The organism is Deinococcus aetherius (assembly GCF_025997855.1).
In the GTDB taxonomy this organism is placed as follows: domain Bacteria; phylum Deinococcota; class Deinococci; order Deinococcales; family Deinococcaceae; genus Deinococcus; species Deinococcus aetherius.
In genome coordinates this window covers 672657-690505 of sequence record NZ_AP026561.1, presented here as the reverse complement: position 1 = coordinate 690505, position 17849 = coordinate 672657, and the positions used below count along the sequence as shown (strand labels likewise).

Here is a 17849-nt window from a genome sequence, read left to right as displayed (position 1 = left end):
ACCCCGCTACCGTTAACACCTGAGGGGCAGGCCCTGCCCAGGATGTTCTTTGCAGCGTTCCAGTCGGCATGGTCTTCATGCCCTGGAGTGACCCCCTCGGAGGTTCTCCGGCGCTTTTGATGACGGGGGCCAGGGAGTGGATTGGAATGGCCTATGGCCGACGAACTTCTGTCTCGCTTGTTCCTGACCGCGCTGCCAGGCTTCCGGCTCGACCGCGTCCTCGTTGAGGACGCCATCGTCGTCACCGCCAGCAGCGTCCACCAGGAATCGCCCTGTCCGTTGTGCGGCACGTTCAGCTCCCGTGTGCACAGCCAGTACGGCCGCCATCTGGCCGATTTGCCCTCGGGTGGCCGGGCCGTCATGCTCAACCTGACGGTTCGGCGCTTTGTCTGCGCCCAGCCTCAATGCTCCAGACGCATCTTCTGCGAGCGCTTCGCCTATGGCCCTTCACCCTATGCCCGTCGAACAGAGCGCGCTTGTCGTCTGGTGCAGCATCTCTCGGTCATCCTGGGGGGCAATGCGGGAGCTCAGCTCGCCCTCAAGTTGCCTCTCCCCGTGAGTGCCTCCACCGTGTTGCGGTCAGCGCTGGCGCTGACCGTGACACCTGCACCAGTCCCAGAGGTCATTGGCGTGGACGACTTCGCCTTGCGGCGGTGCCAGGTGTACGGCACCGTCATCGTCGATCTGGCTCAGGGCAAGCCCATCGAACTGCTCCCTGACCGGAGTGCCGAGACGCTGGCGGCCTGGCTGAAACAGCAGCCACAGATCAAGATCATCAGCCGGGACCGTTCCATGGAGTACGAGAAGGGCGTGCGGATGGGTGCGCCCAACGCTCAGCAGGTGCTCGACCGCTGGCATGTCATCAAGAATTTCCGCGAGGCTTTGGAACGCCAACTTGGCCGGGATCGCCAGACGATCCTGGCCGTGTGCCAGGCCAGGGTTCCCGTGCCCCAGTGCCCCGCACCCAGAGCGAGGAACTTCGGTATGAGGCGGGCCAGCTGGCCCGCCTGGAGTTCTTCAACCAAGTCCGGGCGTTGTCGAAGTCCGGCTACAGCCAACGAGCCATCACCCGGAGGCTGAAGGTCTCACGGGGTCGAGTCCGGCACTCCCTCACGGCCCAGTCTCCTCCCCAGCGACGGCATCACCATCGACGGCCCAGCATCCTGGACCCGTTCGTCCCCTACTTGGAACAACGCTGGGCTGCTGGCGAAGACAATGCCGCAGCCCTGCTGCGGGAATTGCGCGAACAGGGCTATCCAGGATCTCGCAGACGGGTCGCACAGTGGGTCCAGGTTCGTCGAACTCATCCTGCCAGGAACACTCCAGGCCCGTATCGGGCGACGGCCGTGAGGAAACACGATGTGCCACCCCAAGAGCAAGTGCCCATCCTGCGGGGCGAGGCGGATCGAAACTTGACCCTACGTCAGGTGGTGTGGCTGATGTTGCCCGACGAGACGACCCTGGGCTGTCAGAACCGCGACCTCTTGACGGCGGTCAAAGCCCGTTGTGAGGCCGTGAGCATGGCTCACGGCCTCACGCAATCATTCATGCACCTGATGCGCAAAAGGCAGCCGGAGGCGTTGACCGGTTGGCTGGAGCAGGCGTCGGGCTCTGGTTTACCAGACCTGGTGACCTTCGCCCGAGGGTTGGAACGCGACAAAGACGCCCTGGAGGCGTCCCTGCGGCTGTCCTGGTCCAATGGCCCGACCGAGGGCGTTGTGAACAAGATCAAGCTGTTGGGGCGGCAAGCGTATGGCCGTGCGTCCTTCGCGCTCCTTCGTCAGCGAGTTCTGCTGGCCGCCTGATCTCGTCATCAAAAGCGCCGGAGAACCACTCCGGGGGGGTCAGTTGGGGGCGGGGATGGAGGAGATGGGGATTCAAAAGCGGCTCCTGAAGGGGGAAAGGAGAAGGTCGTGATCCTGCTGTTCCCGGGAGACGCCTCCCGGGGGCGAGAGAAGGGGCACACCGCTCGGGCGGGAGCGCCGCCCTCAGGTGGTGTTCCTGGGCGACGGCGCCCTGGGGCGGACGGCAGGACTCCCCTCCACCCGGTCAGGACCCGCGGAGTCTGGTGCGTAGGTTTTCTTCCACCCCGCCCCGGAGTGAAGGGACCCACACCCGGCACGCCCGCCCGGTCGGATCAGCTCGACCTCAGTGGGGCACCTCGCCGGAGGGCCGGGGCAGGACCACGCCGCTGGGTACGGGGTGACCGAAGACGGGCAGGCCGTCCTGGCCCCAGGTGAACTTCTGGGCGCGCATGGTGCGCCCGTCGAAGGTGGGCCAATCGAATTCCTTGGCGTGGTACACCAGCCAGTCCTCGCGCCCGTCGGGCGAGGTCGTGAACGAGTTGTGCCCGGGCGCGTACACGGCGCCGTCCGGGCCCTCATACGGGCCAAAGAGGGGTCCTTTGTGCTTGACCCACGCCGAGGGGTCCATCGGGTCCTGCCCGCGCAATTCCATCAGGCCCAGGTAATACTTCGCCGCCGTGTGCCCCGCCGAGTAGGCCACGAACGTCCGCCCGGCGTGCAGGAGCGCCTCCGGGGCCTCGACCCAGTAGCCCGCCTCCCGCACGTAGGCGCCGTCCCGCTCCACCCAGACGTGCTCCCAGTCCTCGGTACCCAGAATGAAGGGCACCCGCTCGTCCCGCACGTGGGTCGGCGAGTCCATCGGGGCGATCCACACGCCGTCTGCCGCGTACATCCAGTACAGCCGCCCGTCGGGCAACTGAAGCACGCTGCCGTCGATGGCATAGCTGTCCAGCGCCGGGTCCACCCGCACCGGGGGTTTGTACGGCCCCTGGGGATCGCCCGTCTCGGCCTCCAGCACGTAGTGGCGGTGGTTCGCGTCCACCCCGTCGGAGGCCGTGAAGTACAGGTACCACCGGCCACGCAGGAAGTGCAGTTCCGGGGCCCAGACCTGCTGGCTGAGGGGGCCGCTCGCGGGCGCGGTCCACACCTTCACCTTGCGGCCCGCGTCGAGGCCGGTCAGGGTAGCGGCTGACCACACCCACAGCCCGCCGTCCTGGTCAAAGGTCGAGGTGAGGTAATACCGGCCCCCGTGCCGGATCACCCACGGGTCGGGGGCGTCCTGCGAGCGGACGACGGGGTTGGTGAAGGTGAGGGCCGGGGCGGTGGTGCCATGGGCGGGTTGCATCAGGATCAGGGCTCCCAGGAGGACGACGAGGGGGCGGGTCATGGGGAGGGCTCCCCGGGCAATTCGCCCGGCACGGTGAGACGCCGCACGTCCTCCCCGCGGGCGTCCCGCCGGGCGAGGTCGCGCAGGAAATCGAGGAAGGTCACTTGAGGTCGCCAGCCGAGCTGCCCAGCGGCCCCGGACAGGTCGTGCTGCTCGACCCGTTCGGGGAGGTCGAGGCCGTACCGCTTCAGCAGGGCGCGGCTGCCGGGCAGCTGGGCCTCGCACCACGCCGGGCCGAGGCGCCGGAAGTCCGCCCGGACCTCGGGCGGCATCCCGTGGTCGCTGTGCACGACGGTGGTGAAGAGCGTCACGCAGCCCGACCGGACGGCGGCCAGGGCGGCCAGCGTCGCGCTGACCACGTCCCGGCGGTCCACTCCATTGCGCAGCAATCGGGCGCCGTACTCCAGGTACGGCCCGGGCACGAAGGCGTGGTAGCGCAGCATCACCACCGCGGCACCCGTCATGTGGTGGTAGCCGCGGCACAGGTCCTCGCCAAGCACCTTCGTCAGGCCGTACACGTCGCCGAAGCCGTGCGCCATGCTGGACCCGAAGACGACCGGTGGGGCCCCGGCCTCCCGGCAGGCCTGGAGCAGGTGGAAGGTGCCGTCCACGTTCACCGAGAACAGGGTCGGGTCGCTCACGGGCGGCACGTGGCCGCTGTGCCAGGCCGCGAGGTGGATCACGGCGTCCACCCCGTCCACCACGCGGCGGGCGTCCTCGGGGGTGCGCAGGTCGCATCGCACGACCTCGCCGAGGCGGCGGGTGTCCGGGCCGGGGAGGGTCACGTCGGCCAGTCTGAGGGCATGGCCCTCCGCCGCCAGGGCGGCGCACACCGCGCTCCCCGCATTCCCGGTGGCCCCCGTCACCAGCACGCGCCCGCTCCTCACCGCCGCTCGACCTTCCAGAGCTGGGGGGCGAGGTCGTTGCAGGTGTACTGCTGCATCTTGGCCTCCAGGGCGCGTGATCCCCCCGTCACGTCGAGGCACAGGCCGCTGTTCTGCCCGACGAGGCGGTAGTAGCCCAGCCCGAGCGCCTCGAAACGCCAGTTCTGCGGCCCCAGGCCGTTGCAGGTGTACTGCTGCACCACGCCGCCGGGTGAGCGTGAGTCCTTGTCCACGTCCATACACAGGCCGCTGTTCTGGCCCTTCAACGTGAAGGTGCCGCTCGCGGAGGCACCCACCAGCCAGTTCTGCGGCCCGAGGCCGTTGCAGGTCCACTGCTGAAGCTGGACCTGAACGCGGCTGTCCTGCGGCACGTCGAGGCACAGTCCGCTGTTCACGTTGATGAGGCGGTACGTGCCCCCCGAGACGATCCCCGAGGCGTCGCGCGTCCCTTGCAGGGAACCGCTGGCGAAGGAAGCCTTGCACACCCCGCCCGCGTAGTCCGTCGCCATCTCCAGGACACTCTTGCCGTCCGCCGAGGGCAGCAGCGCCGAGGAGTAGTTCGGGCAGTAGTTGTCGTAGGCGCCGGGTACGCCGACCGGCGCGGGCAGCTCGTACCACAGCCCCGTGCCGTTCTCCGTGTTGGCGAGGAGGGTCGTGCCGTTGCCGGACGCGACCGAGCCGTCTTTGTTGTACAGAATCTGCCCGACGAGCAGGAGGCGGCCATTGCCGGAGGGGGAGGGCGCCCAGGCAGTCGTCGGCGCGTGCTTGAAGTACTTGCCGTCCGGGGTCTCCGGGCGGATGCCGAGGTCGGTGGCGCTGCCCCAGTTCCAGCCGTCCGGGGACGTGCGGGAGTGCACCACGCAGGTGCACTGCCCACTCGCCGCGCAAATTTCGTAGGTCATGAAATACGTGCCGTTCGGGAGCTTGCGCACGACCGCCATGCCAGGCCGGTCGGAGCCGAGCGAGGAGGCCACGGTATCGCTGCGGTTGCCCCAGTTCACCCCGTCGGAGCTGCGCACCCGGGCGAGCTTCTGGCTGTGCACGCCGTCGGTCTCGTCCGAGTAGTGGCACACGAGCGCGCCGTCCGAGGCAATCGAGAACTCGGGCTCCCACAGCCCCCCGGTCGTCGTGGCGGTCACGCAGGCCGAGAGGTACGTCCAGGTGCGCCCCACGTCGGTGCTCTTCCAGACCCGCAGGCTCATCCGGCGGTTCGTGGCGTCCTGCCCCACTGAGGCAGCCCACAGCAGGGTGCCCGCATTCAGGCTTCCCACCGCATGGGGCAACTCGTACAGGGTCGAGCAGCACAAGCCGCCCGAGGCGAGCGAATCCGTGACCGTGCCCACCTGGGAGAAGCTGGCCCCGCCGCTCGTGCTTTCGTAAATCAGGCCCTTGCCGGGCTGACCGTTCTCCGGCGGTTGCACCACGGAGGCCAGGACGCGCCCGTTGGCACTGCCGCTGCTCGCCAGCCGGACCAGCCGGGGGTAGAGCGCCGTGCCGTCCCGCAGCAGGTTGCCCGAGGCCAGGGGGCGGAGGATGGGGGCAGCCGCGTCCACCTCCTCGCCCGACCCAGCGGACTGTCCGCATCCCACGATGAGGGCCAGCATTCCCAATATTCCCAGCCAGAACAGGCGCATGGGTTCTCCTTCCGGCACGCAGGAGCGTTCCGTGAGTGCGTTGAGACGGGGCGGCGCTACTCTTTGAGGCCGGTGACGGCGATGCCCTGCTCGAAGAAGCGCTGCGCGAACAGGTAGGCGATCAGCAGCGGCACGCCCGCGACCGCCGTGCCCGCCATAAGCTTGCCGTACTCGTTGACGTAGCGGGACGTGAACTGGGTGATGCCCACCGGCAGGGTCTGCATGTCGCCGTGCACCACGAACAGCGGCCAGATGTAGTTGTTCCAGCTCGCCATGAAGGCCAGCACGCCGAGCGTCACGAGGGCGGGCATGGAGAGCGGCAGGATCACGTGCCGCAGCACCTGCAGAGACGACGCCCCGTCCATGCGCGCGGCCTCCTCGAGTTCGCGCGGAATGCCGAGAAAGAACTGCCGCAGCAGGAAGACCCCGAAGGCCCCCGCCACGCCCGGCCACAGCAGCGCGTGGTAGGTGTCGATCCAGTTCAGGCGCAGCATCATCACGTACGTGGGAATCAGGGTGACGATGCCGGGCACCATCAGGCTCGACAGCACGGTCCAGAACCAGGCGTCACGCCCCCGGAAGGTCATGCGGGCGAGGGCGTACGCGGCGAGCACGCAGATCACCAGATGCACGGCGGTGGACCCCAGCGCGGCGACCAGGGAGTTGAAAGCCCAGCGCAACATGTTGCCGTCGGGACTCGTCAGGATGTTCGCGTAGTTTTCGAAGGTGGGGCGCGCGGGCACCCACTGGACCGGCGCGGCGATGGTGTCGGACTCGGGCTTGAAGGACGTGGAGAGCATCCAGTACAGCGGGGCGAGGAACAGCAGGGCCTGCGCGAGGAGCAGGGCGGTGCGGCCCAGGGTGGCCCAGGCGCGGCCCTGCGGGCGCGGGGGCCGCGCATGGCGCCGCGCCGCGCCCGCGAGTGCCCGGGCGTACCGCCGCTGCTCGCGCCGGGCGGACCACGACCCCAGCCAGCCGGGCGCGGCCAGGCGCGCAGGGCGCCTCGCCCGCTCGGGCGCGGACCGCTCCCCCGCCGTCATGATGCGGAACTGCGCGGCGGTGAAGAGCAGCATCACCAGGCCGAGCACGAAGGCCATCGCCACCGCGCTGGAGAACTGGTTGTTGGTAAAGGCCTGCTCGGTGATGAACCCGATCACGCTCTCGGTGCTGCGCGACGGGCCGCCCCCGGTGATCAGTTGCGACTGCCCGAACAGTTGAAACGACCCCAGCACCGTCGTGACCGTCACGAGCAGGGTGGTGGGCGCGAGCAGCGGCCAGGTGATGTTCCTGAATTTCTCCCAGCCCGTCGCCCCGTCGAGGTCGGCGGCCTCGTAGAGGCTCTGGGAGATGTTGCCGAGCGCCGCGAGGTACAGCGTCATGTTGAAGCCCACGGTCCACCACACCGTGCCGACCACGATGGGCACCCAGGCGAGCCCCTCGGTGGTGATGAACGCGACCGACGGCAGGTGAAAGACCTGATCGCGGATGACGTTGATCAGGCCCACCCCGTTCTCGAACATCCAGCGCCACAGGATGCCCATCACCGACACGCTGAGAATGCCCGGCATGAAGAACACCGAGCGCCACAGCGCCCGCAGCGGCACCGGGCGGTGCAGTTGCACGGCCAGCAGCAGCGCGAGACCCACCAGAAGCGGCACGCTCACGGCCACGAAGAACAGCGTGTTGCGCATCGTCTGCCAGAAGATCGGCCCGGCCGCCGAGGCGGGATCGAACAGGTCGCGGTAGTACTGCAACCCCACGTACGGCTGCGCGTCTTGCAGCGGATCGAAGCGGTGCAGGCTGATCCACACGCCCGAGAGAATCGGGTACACCACGAACGCAAGGAAAAACAGCGTGAACGGCAGCAGGTACAGGTACGGCACGAGCGGGTTGGCGTCGCCCAGGGCCAGGGGGCTTCGGCGCGCGGGCCGAGTCCGGGGGCGGGACGTGGCGATGCTCACAGGAGACCTCCCGCGTGAGCGGGGCGGCAGGCCACCCCGCCCGCGCTCACTTCAGGTTGAGGGACTGCTTGGCCTGCGCGATGTCCTTGGCGGCCTGCGCGGCCTCGTCCTGAAGCGCCTGCTGGGGGCTCTTCTTGCCCAGGAAAGCCGACTCGACCGCCCGGTCCCACGACGCGCGCACCTGCGACACCCACGGCCAGCCGGTGGGGATGTAGGTGTCCTTGAGGCCCGAGAAGACGCCCGAGATGGGGTTGGTCTTGTACGACGGGTCGCGCGCCACCCCGGGCTGGGTGGGCACGGCGCCCGAGGCGGTCCAGGCGAGGTTCTGCCTCGGCTGCGTCATCCAACTGACGAAGGTCAGCGCGGCGGCCGTCTTGTTGGGATCGTAGTTCGCGCGCTGCCGGGGGAGGCCGAGCTGCACGCTCGCGCCCCAGGTGGCGGGCCGCTTCGTGCCGAGTTGCGGCAGGGGGGCCGCCTGGAACTTGAGTCCCTGCTGGCCCTGGTACTGCGGCAGCACCCAGATGCCGTTGAAGTTGAAGCAGGCCTTGCCCTGCCGGAAGGCGGTGATCTCGGACGCCTCGGTCGCGTCGGCGGGGCCGGTGCCTGACCGCAGCCGCAGGTCGGTGAGGAAGGTCAGGGCCTCCAGCGCCTCGGGGGAGTTGAAGGCGGCGTTGTAGTTCTTGTCCACGATGTCGCCGCCGTTGGAGCGCAGCACCGAGTAGGCCAGCGTGCCGCCCATCCACGGCGTCGGGATGCCCGCGCCCCAGGTTTGCAGGCCCTTGGGGTCGAAGCCCGCCTGACCCGGCTTCCTGCCCGCCCGGTCGGTGGTGCAGGCCCGCGCCGCCGCGAGATACTCGGCCCGGGTGGTGGGCACCTTGCTCACCCCGGACTTTTGCAGCAGGTCGGTGTTGACGAACATCACCATCAGGGCGTTGTTGACGGGCACGCCGTAGGTCTTCCCGTTGTAGACCCCCGCGTTCCAGTTCGCCGGGTAGAAGCGGGCCTGGTCGATGCCGTACTGCCTCAGGGTGGCGGGCGTGAGTTCGGTGACGGCATTCGAGGCCATGTAACGCCCCACGACCTCCTCGGTGTAGGCCACCACGTCGGGGGCGCGCCCCGCCGCCGTGAGGGAAGGGAGCTGCTGGTAGGTCGTCGCCCAGGGCGTGGCCTGCGAGCGCACCACGATGTTCGGGTGCGTGTCGTTGAACTGCTTGACGAGGTTTTCCATCACCGGGCGGTCCGGGCCGGTGAAGCCGTGGACGTAGGTGAGGGTCACTCGGGGGCCGCTGTACTGCGCGAGGGCACCGCTGAAGAGCGCGAGGGCGAGGGTCAGGGTCATTCGGTGCGGCATACGGTCCTCCTGGGGCGGCGGGCGGCGAAGGCGGGGGCCGTGGGCGTCAGATCATGGCAGGCGCCTCCTGTCTCCCTGGGCGGGCGGCCCACCGGGGAAGGTAGCCCTGGGCGGTCAGGGTGCCGGCGAGGGGGCCCAGGGTGGCCGCCCGCAGCGCCTCCAGGGGAGCCTTGGGCGTGCGGTCGGCGTGCAACAGCCCGTTGCGCTCGTAGAAGGTGTCGGTGAGCTGGGTGTAGCAGAACCCGGCCAGGCCCCGGCAGGCGTGGACGGCGGCGAGGAGTTCCGCGTACCAGACCAGCAGGTGTTCGGCGTCGCGGGCCTGCCGCCCCGGCGCCCCGGCGGTGCTGAACGCGTCGTCGATGCCGCCGAACTCGGAGAGGACGACCGGGTGCGACAGCCCGACGAAACCGTCGAGAAACAGCGGGCGCAGGCCGGGGCGCTCGTCCCCCAGGGTCGCCTCGGTGGCCGCCTTGGTGCCGTAGCGCCCGAGCAGCACCGCAGGGTCGAGGCTGTAGTCGTGGACGCCCACGATGTCGGTCGCGACATGCTCCCAGCCGTCGTTGCCGATCACCGGCCGGGTGGGGTCGAGGGTTTTCGTCAGGTGGTACAGCGCCCGCACGTAGTCGCGGTGCGCGGGGTTGGTGGGCAGGTCGGGCACGCCCCACGACTCGTTGAAGGGGACCCAGGCGGCGACACACGGGTGCGAGCGGTCGCGGCGGACGGCTTCGGTCCACTCGGCGACGAGGCGCTCGACCGCCTCCGTGGAAAAGGCGTAGTGGCTGGGCATGTCGGCCCACACGAGAAGGCCCAGCACGTCGCACCAGTACAGGGAGCGGGGGTCGGCGAGCTTCTGGTGCTGCCGCACCCCGTTGAAGCCCAGCGCCTTGGCCCGCTCCACGTCCAGGAGCAGCGCCGCGTCGTCCGCCGCCAGCAGCGTGCCCGGCCAGTACCCCTGGTCGAGGGCGAGGCGCAGGAAGTACGGCCGCCCGTTGAGCAGGAAGTGGCGACCGTCCACGCCCACCGAGCGCAGGGCCGTGTAGCTGTGCACGCGGTCCACGAGCGTCTCCCCGCGCCACAGCTCGACGGTCGCCTCGATCAGTTGGGGCGCCTCCGGGCTCCAGAGCCACCCGTCGCGCCCCTGCTCCACCCCCGGGTCGGGCAATCCGATCCGGCGAACGAGGTGGGCGTCCACGAGGACGCAGCGGTCGTCGGCGAGCAGGCGGCCGTCCAGCGTGAGGACCGTGCGCAGGCTGAGCGCGGGGTCCACCGGGCCGGTCAGGCGGGCGTCGAGGGTGAGGTCCCAGCGGTCGAGGCTGGGCGTCCAGGTGAGAGCGGAGAGGTGGGTCTCGGGCACCCACTCCAGCCACACGGGCTGCCAGATGCCGGTCGTGCGCCAGTGCCACATCACGTGCGGCTCGTCCAGCCAGTCCTGCTTGCCGCGCGGCTGCGTCAGGTCGCGCGGGTCGTCCTGGGCACGGACCGTCAGCGTGAGGTCCCCGCCCCCGCCCAGCGCCTCCGTCACGTCCGCGTGAAAGGGGGTATGGCCGCCCCGGTGCTCGGTCACATGCTGGCCGTTCACCCACACCGTCGCGGCGTAGTCGACCGCCCCGAAGTGCAGCAGGAGGCGCCGCCCCGCGAGGGGACGCTCCTCGGGCGACAGGTGAACGGTTCGCTCGTACCACACGACCGGGTGGGGTCCGGTGTCGTGAAGGCCGCTCGCCTGGCTCTCGGGCGGGTAGGGCACCTCGATGCTCCGGTCGTACCGCACGTCCCCGGGGACGCGCCACCGCCCCTGGGGATCGAACGCGAACGCCCAGGTGCCGCCGAGGTCCCGCCACTCGGAGCGGCGCAGCAGGGGGGTGGGATGAGGCGACGTAAGCAAGCGCGTCCTCCTTGGCGGGGAAACGTGACGGGACAGGACCTCGTTTTGGAACTACCGTCACGTTAAGTCCTCCGACCCTTAAAAGTCAAGTTTTTTTGATGCCTCGGTTCGCCTCGCATCTCCTCGTTCTGGAGCGTAAAATCCTCCAAACCATCCAGTATTTTGATAGATTGGATGCAAAGGGGGAGCGATGGCGGTATCCGGGAAACGTATTCTCACGGTGGACGGCGAGGTCTCGCTGCCTGTGCTCAAGGCCCTGGGGTCGGAGACGCGGCTGCTGATCCTGAGCCTGCTCTCGCACAACGTGATGAACCTCGCCGAACTCACCGCCGCGCTGGGCCTGCCCCACGCCACGGTGAGTTTCAATCTCAAGCACCTGGAGGAGGCCGGGCTGCTGCACGTGCAGACGGTGCCGGGCACGCGGGGCACGCAAAAGCTGATCTCCAAACGGTACGACGAGTTGCACGTCCGGTTGCCGGGCTCGGTCGCCGAGGCCGCCCCCGATGTGGTGGCCGTCTCGATGCCCATCGGCAACTACCGCTTCGCGCAGGTGGTGCCGACCTGCGGCCTGGCGGGGGACTTCCAGTTCATCGGGACGCTCGACGACCCGAGGTCCTTTTTCGAGCCCGAACACGTCTTCGCGCAGCTCCTGTGGTTTCGCTCGGGCTTCGTCGAGTACGCGTTTCCCAACAACCTGCCCTTCGGCGCCTTTGCCACCGAACTCGCCCTCTCCATGGAACTCTGTTCGGAAGCGCCCCAGTACGACCCGGAGTGGCCTTCGGACGTGACGGTGTGGATCAACGACGTGGAGATCGGCACGTGGACCTGCCCGGGCGATTTCGGCGGGAAGCGGGGCCGTCTCACACCCCAGTGGTGGCCGGATGACCAGACGATGTACGGCCTCCTCAAACGCTGGCGCGTCACGGGAGAGGGCACCTCCGTCGACGACGAGCGGGTGTCGGACGTCACCCTGGGCGACCTGGGGCTGGAGGGCCAGCACCACGTCGCGGTGCGGATCGGCGTTCGGGAGGACGCGCGGCACGTCGGCGGGTTGAACCTGTTCGGCCGACGCTGCGGCAACCACGCGCAGGACCTGCTGATGCAGGTTCGTTACGAGTTCAGCCAGGACACGAAGCCTTACAGGGTGAAGTGAAGGAGGGCCGACCTGCTGCCTCAAGGCCCGCCAAATTCTCGCTTGAGCGCGTAGGCCAGGGGCTTCTTCCACACGAGAGGTGAGGCCGGGAAGCCGAACCTCCCCCGCGACCGACCATGACGCCCACCAACCGGGGGCGGTGTTCTCAGCCCGGACCGGTGCGACGCTCCTCATGGTCCGGTCTGGCCACCACGCGGTGCACCGTCCCGGGTGCATCCAGAGGCGACTTGACCTCTCCGGCACCTGTGGGGCGGCTCCGCGCCGCCGGGGTTCGCAGGGACGCGTCACCGCCGGAAAGCGAGTGACCAGGCGTGCCGGGGACCGGGGTCGGGGGGCGTGTCTGGACCCCCGGCGTCCCAGGAGCGTTCGGAAGCGAGCGGCAGGAAGGATCACAGCGCCCTTTCCCGGCCGGGCAGACGTGCAGGGGGAGCGAGCACATCGCGCACCTCAGCCGGCGACCAGGGAGCCGTGGGTGGCCTTGCTCCACACCAGCGGCACGTAGCGGTCGTCGTCGAGGAGGTCACCCGCCTGAAGATTCCGGTAGTACGCCTCGGGCAGGGTATCGGGCTGGCCGTTGTACACCTCCCCGTCGGGGTAGTAGACGCTGGTCATGGCGCGGCGGGGACGCGGGGTCATGTTCGCCCCGGCCGCGTGCGCGACCATGCCGTTGTGGATCACCACCGACCCGGCGCGGCACGGGGCGGGCACCGCCTCGATCCGCTTCCACTCCGGGTACTCCTTGAAGATGTCGCCCATGTTCGACCCGATGCGCACCAGGCGGTAATCACCGTCGTTCTGCGTGCCTGGCAGGTACCACAGGCACCCGTTTTCCAGGGTGGCGTCGTCGAGGGCGAACCACATGTTGACGGTCTTGGGGGAGTGCACCGCCCAGTAGGGCGTGTCGCGGTGCCAGGCGGTCTGGTTGCCGTACGGCTGCTTGATCAGGGCCTGGTCGTGCCAGATACGCACGCCGTCCACGCCGGTCAGCGTCGCGGCCACCTCGCCCAGGTGCGGGTCGCGCACCAGCCGCGCGACGCCCTCGTGCGTGTCGGCGAGGCGCAGGGCCTGGGTAAAGACCTGACGGTAGTACTCGTCGGGGTAGTCCGCGTTGCTCAGCCCGTTGCGTAGCGAGAGGCGCTGGGCCACCGCATCCTCCACGACCTCGCGCCAGGTGGCGAGGTCGGAAGCGTCGAGAAACCCATCGAGCACCACGAACCCCCGGGTCTGAAACTGCCGCACCTGCTCGGGCGTCACCTGGCTGTTCATCCGTGCCTCCTGTGACGGGAGGGGACCGGCGCCCGCCGCGCCGTCGAAAGGGCTTCCTTCGTAAAACGACACCTCACCGCTGCGTTCTGGGCAACGCCTCCTCCTCACCTGTCTGTCTTTCTGCCATATTCGCGGCGTGTCAGGGAAAAGCCTATGGCTGAGATACAGCGCGACCTTCGTCAAACCCCACTCCTGTCCGGAGAGGGCCGGAGGCCGGGCGGCGGGCTCCCCGGTCCCCCGGGCCTGTGCGGGTGACGCTCTGCTCCGGGGAGCAGGGCGCGAACAGGGAGGCGATCAGGGCGTGCACGGCGACGATGGCGGCACCTCGCCGTGGTGGCTGACGGCACTCCCCGGGAAAGGGGCGATGCCGGTTGGCAGGACCTGCGAGTCCGTGGGTTCCCAACAGGCACACGGGGCTCTTCCACGGTCCCACAGAGGCGAATTCACGAGGGCGGGCACCGGGAGCGGCACGATGACGTGACGGACCACGCTCTGGCGAAGCCCGGGTCCGCCGGTCACGGGCGAGACGCCGGAACATGATCGAAGAGGGCGTGCGGGGGCATTGACGACGAAGGTGAGGAGGCGTGATGGGCGAGACACCAGCGGACCTTCGTGACACCCAGGTCCTGGGCGACCGCACCCGCGAGCACGTGGTGCCCGCCACGGGCTGTCTGCCGCTCGCGCTGCACCACATGGTCGCGGCGGGCGTGTCGGAGGCGGGGCCGGGCTTCCAGTGGGTGAGGCGCCAGCCGGACATCAGCGTGCTGCTGGCGTGTGTCGCGGGCCATGGGCAGGTGCGGGTCGGGGAGCAGTGGGTGGTGTGCGCCCCGGGCAGCGCCTACCTCGCGCCGCGCGGCGCCCTGCACGCCTACCACACTTCCGGCGACGAGCGCTGGACCCTGGCCTGGGTCATCTACCAGGAGGGGCCGCAGCAGGCCCCGCTCGTGGACGTCCCGGCCCCCACCCTCGTGCCGCTGGCCGCCGAACCCCTGCACGCAAGCATCCTGGGCCTGTACGGCGAATTCATCGGGAGCGCCGAGCCCGCCTTCTTGCGCCACTGGGCCGACCTCGTGCACCTGCATGTGGAACGCGCCGTGCGGCGGCGACGCGAGGGGCGGCTGGCCCGGGTGTGGGAGGCGGTGGACGGCGACCTCGCCCGGGCGTGGACGGTGCGCGACCTCGCCGAACTCGCCCACGTCAGCAGCGAGCAGTTGCGCCTCCTCTGCCACCGCCACCTGGGGCGCAGCCCCCTGCGGCAGGTGACCCAGTTGCGCATGCAGCGCGCCACCCACCTGCTGCGCGCCACCGGGTGGTCCGTGGAGGCGGTCGCCCTGGCCGTCGGGTACGACAACGCCTTCGCCTTCTCCACCGCCTTTCGCCGCTGGGCGGGCGTGCCACCCTCGGGCTTCCGCGCAGGCAGCGCGGGGAACCGGGCGGAGGCGGGGCCGCCCTGAGCCCGGCCAGCGCCTCCCCGCGTTGAAGGTGCGACCGTGACAACCCGGCGGGACGTCCAGACTTCCCCGGTCTTCACCCGTATGGTGCCCAGGCCCTACCGCGGCGGGCTCTCCCGGGGGCCGGACGTGCACAGGACCCGCGCGGGTGGTCTCCTCACCCCGATGAACCCGGTCCGGCCTGGAGGGTCAGCAACCCCTGGGAGTCCTTGGGGTGTCGACCGTCGGCGGCCCGCCACAGCCGTAACGACCCGACCCTCCTGTCATGCTCCGGCGTGGGGAACCTCAGGGGAACGGAGGCCGCGAGATCGGGTCTCCCTGCGGCCTGGACACGTCACCTCGCAGTGGGGTCACGCGCACGGCCTCACACGTCACCGTCCCCTCCTCGCACACCAGGCCCACCGCGCCCCCCGGCAGCGGCTCCTCCCCGTCCCGGGCCTCCAGCAGGAGTTCCCCGTCCAGCCAGGCCCGTACCACCCCGCCCCGCACCTCCAGCGCGAAGCCCCGCGCCTCCCCAAAGGACCACGGGCAGGAAGTCTCGGCCAGCACCGTCTCCTCCCCCAGCACCTTCACGAGTTGCAACAGCCCTCCCCGCCGCAACAGGGCATAGTACCGCCGCAACCCGCCCGCCCTCCGCCGAGGGCAGGTACAGCCGGTCGGCCACCGGGGAGCGCCAGTCGAACGCCTGCCCCTCGAAGGCCGCCAGTCCCTGCTGAATTCCCAGGAAGCAGCCCACGTTGCCCGCGTTGCAGTCGGTGTCCCAGCCGCTCGTGTTGGCGATGAGCATGGCCCGGGTGAAGTCGCCGTCCGCGTAGAGCAGTGCGAGCTGCACCAGGGCGTGGTTGGGCACGACGTGGACCAGGCCGCCGTAGCGGTCGTAGCCGTACTCCGCCTCGATGCGCTCCCGCGTGACCCGCCAGTCCGGCTCCGCCCCGCGCCACGCGCGCAGGTCCCCAAGTTCGCGCCTGTTCCATACCTACCGTCTGCCTGGCCTGCCGCGCACCAACAACGATCTAGAGCATTTCTTCGGCTCGGCTCGATACCACGAGCGGCGCATCGCTAGGCGCAAGGTCGCCTCCCCGAGCACCGTGATCCGTGGGCAGGTTCGTCTGGTCGCGGCCTTCGGCACACGACTTCAGCCACTTACGGGACCTGATCTTCGGCCTCGGTGCCTCATCGCTTGGCGCCGTCTCCGGGCCGGACTGGAAGTCCGGCATGAAGCGCGACGACAGCAACTCCGCTTCCGCCGTTCTCCTGATCGGTACCCCGCCGCTCTGGAAGCTCAGCTCCTTAAGCTTGCTTTGCCGTCATAGCTTAAAAACCTGCGCGAAACCCTCGAACGCTATTTCCAGCGCACGCACTCCATCTTCGCCGCGTTGCGCAAGACCCTCCCGGCGCCCGACCCTCGACCACTTCAAGCAGTCGAGGAAGAAAGGGCGGAAGAGCCCGCTGCCCCGCTCCAGGCTCATCCACCTTCCGCCCACCAGCGGCAGTGCTTCGAGGCGGTCAAACGCCTGCTGGCCGGGGGCAGGTCGGTCAAGCAGACCGCCCGTGAGGCGGGAGTCGCTACCGGTACGGTCAGGAAGTAGGCCCAGTTCGAGCAGCACCCTGGCACGGCGGCACGGCCACCGCGCCGTCAGGTGATCGCGCCGTATCGGGAGTGGCTGACTGCCCAATGGGCGGCAGGGAGGTGCAACGCGGTGGCGTTGCACCAGGAATTGCGGGGGCAGGGCTACCAGGGCGGGTACACCGCCGTCCGTGAGTTCTACGCTCTCCTGGGCCGTGCTGGTTCCCAGCACCATTCGCGCGCCGGAAGTCGGCGCGCTGCTGGAAGCGGGTCGAGCGGCGACGCCCAAGTTCGTCCAGGTGGAACGGCTGCTGACGACGGGCTGGAAGCTGTTGGCTGGACACGAGGCCCAACCCCTACGGGGTTGGCTCAGTGACCTGGAGCAGAGTGGCATCAAAGAACTTCGGGCCTTCGCGGTCGGACTCGACCGCGATTTCGACGCAGTGCGGGCAGCGGTGGAAACGGCGTACAGCAATGGGCGGATGGAGGGGCAGATCAACCGCCTCAAGACCATCAAGCGGGGGATGTACGGCCGGGCGGGCCTCGACCTGCCCAAGGCGAGGGTGCTGCACCAGGCCCAACGCCCCACGGCCAGCGTCACCAAAAGGTAGGGGGACCCACGACGAAACTGACATTGACAGCAGCCCCTGCGTCACTACGACGGGGCCGGCCCGTGGGTGAACGCCAACCACAGCCGGACGGGTAGGCTGTGAGAATGAAGCTGGAGCAGGTCGTGGAGCTCTACCAATCCTTCGAGGCGGCACAGCTTCAAGTCTGGGTCGATGGCGGCTGGGGCGTTGACGCCCTTCTGGGCGAACAGACGCGGCCACACTCCGATCTCGACCTGGCGCTGAAGTTCGGGGAACTTCCCTCGTGCGAGAACATCCTTAAGTCCCACGGCTACGTGGAGGCCGAACGCGACGGCGAGCCCGAGTGGAACCGCGTGTTCCGTCAACCGTCGGGCTGGCAGGTCGACTTACACGGCTTCGTGCTCGACGTGGCTGGCAACGCCGTCCTCGGCGACCCTGCACAGGGAATCATGTATCCGGTGGGCGCGCTGGACGGGGCGGGAACGCTGGGCGAGCTGCGGGTGCGCTGTGTGGCTGCGCCCTTCGTGCTCCAGTTTCGGAACAGCTTTGAACCTCGTTCGGTGGATCATCACGACGTGGCGCGGCTGTGTGCCCGCTTCGACCTGCCGCTGCCGTGCCGCTTTCGTCCTCACGGCAGCTGACTCCCAGGGCGTGCTGGCCGTATTCGACGACGCTCACACCAGGAACGGACGCGCCGCAGACCACCAGACCGTTCGCCCTCGTCCTGACCCGGTTTGATTTCAATCCGGCTCGCAAGGGTGGGGGACAGTGACCGTCGGGAAGCTCAATCTCCGCTGCCGCCTTTCCTGCACCACGGACTGACTGTGACAGCGACCGGGTTTCTGGCTTTCGTGAGGTGCTCCTGACGCCGGGTGGCGCTTCGCCGGGTTCCGTCCAGGGCGGCGGCCTGGGGCCGAT

General features: G+C 69.3%; 14 protein-coding genes and 1 pseudogene. 6 read left to right on the top strand and 9 right to left on the bottom strand.

What is annotated here, in order from left to right; genetic code table 11:
* The first annotated feature begins 153 nt into the window (after positions 1-153).
* Together DAETH_RS19500 and DAETH_RS19495 are read left to right on the top strand one after the other, a co-directional pair.
* Positions 154-1080, top strand: a complete 927-nt coding sequence (locus tag DAETH_RS19500; protein ID WP_264777755.1) for an ISL3 family transposase — start codon at positions 154-156, stop codon at positions 1078-1080.
* A gap of 266 nt (positions 1081-1346) precedes the next feature.
* Positions 1347-1805, top strand: coding sequence for a transposase (locus DAETH_RS19495; protein ID WP_406585119.1), 459 nt, complete (start codon positions 1347-1349; stop codon positions 1803-1805).
* Positions 1806-2148: 343 nt separating this feature from the next.
* On the opposite strand, the gene DAETH_RS19490 is transcribed toward DAETH_RS19495, so the two are convergent.
* From DAETH_RS19490 to DAETH_RS19460, 6 genes are read right to left on the bottom strand one after another with little or no spacing between them, the layout of a single operon-like run.
* Positions 2149-3192: a glycoside hydrolase family 43 protein gene (locus DAETH_RS19490; protein ID WP_264777753.1), complete on the bottom strand. Its 1044-nt coding sequence runs from the start codon at positions 3190-3192 to the stop codon at positions 2149-2151.
* Positions 3189-4064 (bottom strand): NAD-dependent epimerase/dehydratase family protein, encoded by an 876-nt coding sequence (locus DAETH_RS19485; RefSeq protein WP_264777752.1) that lies wholly within the window; start codon positions 4062-4064, stop codon positions 3189-3191. The genes DAETH_RS19490 and DAETH_RS19485 overlap by 4 nt, the downstream gene beginning before the upstream one ends.
* Positions 4065-4075: 11 nt before the next feature.
* Positions 4076-5710, bottom strand: coding sequence for an RICIN domain-containing protein (locus tag DAETH_RS19480; RefSeq protein ID WP_264777751.1), 1635 nt, complete (start codon positions 5708-5710; stop codon positions 4076-4078).
* 56 nt (positions 5711-5766) lie between these two features.
* The gene (locus tag DAETH_RS24575; protein ID WP_319993752.1) at positions 5767-7671 is read right to left on the bottom strand and encodes an ABC transporter permease; all 1905 of its coding nucleotides are present in this window, start codon (positions 7669-7671) and stop codon (positions 5767-5769) included.
* Positions 7672-7717: 46 nt separating this feature from the next.
* Positions 7718-9022 (bottom strand): ABC transporter substrate-binding protein, encoded by a 1305-nt coding sequence (locus DAETH_RS19465; RefSeq protein WP_264777750.1) that lies wholly within the window; start codon positions 9020-9022, stop codon positions 7718-7720.
* A gap of 46 nt (positions 9023-9068) precedes the next feature.
* The gene (locus DAETH_RS19460) at positions 9069-10904 is read right to left on the bottom strand and encodes a glycoside hydrolase family 2 protein (RefSeq protein WP_264777749.1); all 1836 of its coding nucleotides are present in this window, start codon (positions 10902-10904) and stop codon (positions 9069-9071) included.
* A gap of 190 nt (positions 10905-11094) precedes the next feature.
* On the opposite strand from DAETH_RS19460, the gene DAETH_RS19455 reads away from it, so the two are divergent.
* Positions 11095-12057, top strand: a complete 963-nt coding sequence (locus DAETH_RS19455) for an ArsR/SmtB family transcription factor (protein WP_264777748.1) — start codon at positions 11095-11097, stop codon at positions 12055-12057.
* 447 nt (positions 12058-12504) lie between these two features.
* On the opposite strand, the gene DAETH_RS19450 is transcribed toward DAETH_RS19455, so the two are convergent.
* Entirely contained in the window at positions 12505-13323 is an 819-nt protein-coding gene (locus DAETH_RS19450; RefSeq protein ID WP_264777747.1) for a phytanoyl-CoA dioxygenase family protein, read from the bottom strand.
* 587 nt (positions 13324-13910) lie between these two features.
* On the opposite strand from DAETH_RS19450, the gene DAETH_RS19445 reads away from it, so the two are divergent.
* Positions 13911-14777 (top strand): AraC family transcriptional regulator, encoded by an 867-nt coding sequence (locus DAETH_RS19445; RefSeq protein ID WP_264777746.1) that lies wholly within the window; start codon positions 13911-13913, stop codon positions 14775-14777.
* 282 nt (positions 14778-15059) lie between these two features.
* Here DAETH_RS19445 and DAETH_RS19440 read toward each other — a convergent pair whose 3' ends face one another.
* Positions 15060-15395 (bottom strand): hypothetical protein, encoded by a 336-nt coding sequence (locus tag DAETH_RS19440; protein ID WP_264777745.1) that lies wholly within the window; start codon positions 15393-15395, stop codon positions 15060-15062.
* A gap of 85 nt (positions 15396-15480) precedes the next feature.
* Positions 15481-15723, bottom strand: a pseudogene (locus DAETH_RS24725) (ADP-ribosylglycohydrolase family protein); the annotation flags it as partial.
* 809 nt (positions 15724-16532) lie between these two features.
* Between DAETH_RS24725 and DAETH_RS24720 the strand changes: the two are divergent.
* A complete protein-coding gene (locus DAETH_RS24720; protein ID WP_406585118.1) occupies positions 16533-16952 on the top strand; it encodes a transposase in 420 nt (139 codons plus the stop codon).
* 104 nt (positions 16953-17056) lie between these two features.
* A complete protein-coding gene (locus tag DAETH_RS19425; RefSeq protein ID WP_264777744.1) occupies positions 17057-17572 on the top strand; it encodes a nucleotidyltransferase domain-containing protein in 516 nt (171 codons plus the stop codon).
* Positions 17573-17849 lie beyond the last annotated feature (277 nt).

What these genes read in the sequence shown, in the direction of transcription:
- DAETH_RS19500 (WP_264777755.1), top strand. Translation starts at nt 154, where the DNA reads ATGGCCGACGAACTTCTGTCTCGCTTGTTCCTGACCGCGCTGCCAGGC.
- DAETH_RS19490 (WP_264777753.1), bottom strand. Translation starts at nt 3,192, where the DNA reads ATGACCCGCCCCCTCGTCGTCCTCCTGGGAGCCCTGATCCTGATGCAA.
- DAETH_RS19480 (WP_264777751.1), bottom strand. Translation starts at nt 5,710, where the DNA reads ATGCGCCTGTTCTGGCTGGGAATATTGGGAATGCTGGCCCTCATCGTG.
- DAETH_RS19465 (WP_264777750.1), bottom strand. Translation starts at nt 9,022, where the DNA reads ATGCCGCACCGAATGACCCTGACCCTCGCCCTCGCGCTCTTCAGCGGT.
- DAETH_RS19455 (WP_264777748.1), top strand. Translation starts at nt 11,095, where the DNA reads ATGGCGGTATCCGGGAAACGTATTCTCACGGTGGACGGCGAGGTCTCG.
- DAETH_RS19450 (WP_264777747.1), bottom strand. Translation starts at nt 13,323, where the DNA reads ATGAACAGCCAGGTGACGCCCGAGCAGGTGCGGCAGTTTCAGACCCGG.
- DAETH_RS19445 (WP_264777746.1), top strand. Translation starts at nt 13,911, where the DNA reads ATGGGCGAGACACCAGCGGACCTTCGTGACACCCAGGTCCTGGGCGAC.
- DAETH_RS19425 (WP_264777744.1), top strand. Translation starts at nt 17,057, where the DNA reads ATGAAGCTGGAGCAGGTCGTGGAGCTCTACCAATCCTTCGAGGCGGCA.